The sequence below is a fragment of the Sulfuricella sp. genome (assembly GCF_035531155.1).
Taxonomy (GTDB): Bacteria; Pseudomonadota; Gammaproteobacteria; order Burkholderiales; family Sulfuricellaceae; genus Sulfuricella.
Window position 1 is genome coordinate 1 of sequence record NZ_DATKTK010000025.1, and the last position, 3,703, is coordinate 3,703.

4 protein-coding genes are annotated in these 3,703 nt (G+C 57.3%); all 4 read right to left on the reverse strand.

The window, feature by feature from the left end; all coding sequences use genetic code 11:
- Window positions 1-67: 67 nt before the first annotated feature.
- The 4 genes from VMV64_RS04235 to merP all read right to left on the reverse strand — a co-directional run bounded on the left by VMV64_RS04235 (window position 68) and on the right by merP (window position 3,394).
- Window positions 68-301 carry a hypothetical protein gene (locus VMV64_RS04235; RefSeq protein WP_325328704.1) on the reverse strand — a complete coding sequence of 78 codons (234 nt, stop codon included), beginning with the start codon at window positions 299-301 and terminating at the stop codon, window positions 68-70.
- A gap of 276 nt (window positions 302-577) precedes the next feature.
- On the reverse strand, window positions 578-1,099 hold the full coding sequence (locus tag VMV64_RS04240) for a hypothetical protein (RefSeq protein WP_325328705.1): 522 nt from the start codon (window positions 1,097-1,099) through the stop codon (window positions 578-580).
- Between the two features lie 320 nt (window positions 1,100-1,419).
- Window positions 1,420-3,108, reverse strand: a complete 1,689-nt coding sequence (gene merA / locus VMV64_RS04245) for a mercury(II) reductase (protein ID WP_325328706.1) — start codon at window positions 3,106-3,108, stop codon at window positions 1,420-1,422.
- Between the two features lie 10 nt (window positions 3,109-3,118).
- Window positions 3,119-3,394, reverse strand: a complete 276-nt coding sequence (gene merP, locus VMV64_RS04250) for a mercury resistance system periplasmic binding protein MerP (protein ID WP_325328707.1) — start codon at window positions 3,392-3,394, stop codon at window positions 3,119-3,121.
- Window positions 3,395-3,703 lie beyond the last annotated feature (309 nt).

Genomic DNA, 3,703 nt, shown 5'->3' on the forward strand with positions numbered 1-3,703 from the left:
CACCAATCTTCAGAGGTTTCATCCTCTCGGTCTGAGTAGGGCCTTGCTTGGCCCTCGGCATCATGGCCTACAACCCTATCAACTGAGCCTGATGACCGCGCTTCAAAACACCTTCCAGCAGCTCCTTTGACGATGTGGTGTTCGGTTGGTACTGCACGACAACAAGATGCTCCAGTTTGGGATCGAAGCTCACTTGGGTAACCCCTGGGATCTCACGCAGACAGATCAGGAGGGGGCGCGAGGTGTCCTCATCCAATGCGTCGTTGACGTGAATCAGGACTTTAACGTGGGACGTAGTCATCGGTATATCTCCTTATTGTGTCATGTGAACAACATCATATCCGCCGCTCTGGCGTACTCGAAAAAGGTTGCCGCTCCACCCCACTCGATACTGGTCTTTTCTGAGATTCAGCCATGCCTTAAATTACCTTAACCTTAACCTTAACGTTAACGTTAACGTTAACGTTAATATAGTGTCAGCAGGCGCCGTCCGTCAAGTACGTACACTGGCTAGGAAAATCCACCGATGTTTGCTCCTACTGCCACCAGATTTCGGTGGGAGCGGGCATATAAAAATTTAGCCATGCATCATTTTCATCTTGTGAATCCAATTCTCGCGTGCGAGACGGTGATAAATGACCTGTTGCGCAGGATCAAGCAGCCGGTACCCCTTTATGTGATACGGGATCATCTCGTAACCAAGATAGGCTTGGGCGTACCCGACAGCCTGGACATCTCGGGCCAGCGCCCTGATGGATGGATTGGGCAGTTTGGCATCCTCGCTGTACTGCCGGGCGGCCTTCTTGAGAGCCATGATCCCTCGCTCAGTATCCTGCATCATGCCCATTCCCAGCATTTTTTCCTGTTTGATCTGTGCTGGGGTAAGACGTAGCGCTGAGGAATTCATTAGGTCCCAGTGTGGCCCAGGATGAAATTGGTAAAAATGCTCTGGGAAACCCAAAGAGTGATGTGCAAAATACCTATGCATTTTTGCCATGGCATTTGTGTCGCCGGGCATCGCGGCTTCTACTGGTGGTATCCCCATGGCCATCGCGGCAAATGCCATGGCCGTTGTCACAATCCTTACTGTCTTCTTCATTTGTCGTATCCTCTTCACGGTAAATTTGTTCTCGCCGTAACTCGTTGATCCTGATTCCCTGAATGTCAGGCCACTTGCCGATAACAATCTGTTTCTATTCGCCATAGCCATTTTTTAGTCTGGAGATCGTATCTAATCAATCGTCGTGGTATCCTCTTCGTTGCGTTTGCAATTGTGCTCATTCAAACTTACCAAGACCTGCAGAAGGCGGTCATTCCCTTAATCGTCGCAGGCGCCAAATTCTTACAAATCGCAAAATACAATCGCAGACATTGGGTTGCACCATAAACGCAACTTTGCTGCAACATGCCACCCCTTCCTTACCCCGCGCAGCAGGACAATTCACGAACATCCCTGGTGAAAGTCTGGGCGCACAGTTTGATCCCTTCCACCATGGTGAGATAGGGGAAGAGCTGGTCAGAAAGCTCTTGGACGGTCATGCGGGCACGCAGGGCCATGGCCGCCACCTGGATGATCTCGCCGCCTTCCGGGGCTACGACCTGCGCACCCAACAACCGGCCCGAACCCTTTTCGGCTATCAGCTTGATGAAGCCACGGGTATTGAAATTGGCGAGCGCCCGCGGCACATTGTCGAGCGCCAGTGTGCGGCTGTCGGTTTTGATGCCGTTGTGGTGCGCTTCCGCTTCGCTGTAGCCCACGGTCGCCACTTGCGGATCGGTGAACACCACGGCAGGCATTGCCGTCAGGTTGAGAACCGTATCGCCGCCGGTCATGTTAATGGCGGCACGGGTGCCAGCAGCTGCCGCCACGTAGACGAATTGCGGTTGATCGGCACAGTCACCGGCGGCGTAAATGTTCGGGCTATTCGTGCGCATGCCCTGGTCGATGACGATGGCCCCTTGCGCATTGACGGTCACGCCCGCCGCTTCCAGCGCCAGGCTGCGTGTGTTCGGTACGCGACCAGTGGCGACCAGCAGCCGGTCGGCGCGCACTTTGTCTGGCCCGGCGGTGAGCACAAACTCACCGTCCGTATAGGCGACCTGGCTGGCTTGGATATGATCCAGCACCTCGATGCCCTCGGCGCGGAATGCCGCCGTGATGGCTTCGCCGATGGCCGGGTCCTCCCGGAAAAACAACGTGCTGCGCGCCAGAATTGTTACCTGGGTGCCGAGTCGGGCGAAGGCTTGTGCCAGTTCCAGCGCGACAACCGACGAACCGATCACGGCCAGCCGGTCAGGAATCGTGTCGCTGACCAGCGCCTCGGTGGAAGTCCAGTAGGGTGTGTCCTTCAAGCCAGGAATCGGCGGGATCGCCGGGCTGGCGCCGGTAGCGACCAGGCAGCGGTCAAAGGCCACTTCGCGCTCGCCGCCATCGTTCAATTGGACGTTGAGGCTATGGTCGCTCTTGAAACGAGCCTCGCCGTGCAGCACGGTGATAGCCGGATTGCCGTCCAGGATGCTCTCGTACTTGGCGTGTCGCAGTTCATCGACACGAGCCTGCTGCTGGGCCAGCAGCTTGCCGCGGTCAATCGCAGGCACCGCCGCTGCGATGCCGCCATCAAATGGGCTTTCCCGGCGCATATGCGCGATGTGCGCCGCCCGGATCATGATCTTGGAGGGCACGCAGCCGATGTTGACGCAGGTGCCGCCGATGGTGCCGCGCTCGATCAGCGTCACGCGTGCGCCCTGCTCAACGGCTTTAAGTGCCGCCGCCATCGCCGCGCCGCCGCTACCGATCACGGCTATATGGAGTGCCTCATCATCGCCGCTACGCTTCGTCTCGCCGTCCGGCCAGCCCGGCGCCTTGTCCAACAGACCGGTGGGCTTATTCGGCGTATCAGGGAGCCGAGCGCGGTAGCCGAGCGCGGCCACTGCGGCAACCAGCGGGTCCAGGCCCACGCTGGCGTCTACCTCGATCTCCGCTCGCCGCTGGGGATAGGATACCGAGGCCGAGTGCACGCCGGGCACCCTCTCCAGAGCCTGCTGTGCGTGCATGGCGCACGAGTCGCAGGTCATGCCCTTGATTTGAAGAGTGATCGTGTCAGCCATGATCTCGCCATCACTGCTTGACGCTGGAAGAGTAGCCAGCATCCTTGGTTGCTTGGGTCAGAGCCTGCACGTTGGTCTTGCTGTCGTCGTAGGTGACGGTGACCTGTTTTTGCGCCTCGTCGATGCCAACCGTTTCCACGCCAGGCACCCGCTTGAGCGCAGTGCGCACTGTAATCGGGCAGGCGCCGCAGGTCATGCCAGGAATCGACAGCGTGACGGCCTGGGTTGCGGCCCAAGCGGGCGCGCTCAGGGCGGCCGACAGGGCCGGAAGGGTATGGATTTTCATGACAATTTCCTTTCAGTCATGTGCAAGAAGAGGCGGGTTATTTGACAGTTTCAGAGTCTCCTGTGCAGTTCAATGGGAAACACCCACTCAAGGCTCGAGAGCGCAGATCAGATTGCGAGATATTGGCCTCGCGGCGTTTCTACGAAGATACTTTTTCTACGCCGTTGGAACGCCGGATCAATACTGCAATGTGGTGAAATATATTGACTGGAGTAGATGCGGATCGTTGCCCGATATAGCCAAAGACGATACCGTAAACCAGGTGCGCAGCGTATACCGTAAGTGGAAACTTGACCGGAGCGAAATCCT

What these genes read in the sequence shown, in the direction of transcription:
- VMV64_RS04235 (WP_325328704.1), bottom strand. Translation starts at nt 301, where the DNA reads ATGACTACGTCCCACGTTAAAGTCCTGATTCACGTCAACGACGCATTG.
- VMV64_RS04240 (WP_325328705.1), bottom strand. Translation starts at nt 1,099, where the DNA reads ATGAAGAAGACAGTAAGGATTGTGACAACGGCCATGGCATTTGCCGCG.
- merA (WP_325328706.1), bottom strand. Translation starts at nt 3,108, where the DNA reads ATGGCTGACACGATCACTCTTCAAATCAAGGGCATGACCTGCGACTCG.
- merP (WP_325328707.1), bottom strand. Translation starts at nt 3,394, where the DNA reads ATGAAAATCCATACCCTTCCGGCCCTGTCGGCCGCCCTGAGCGCGCCC.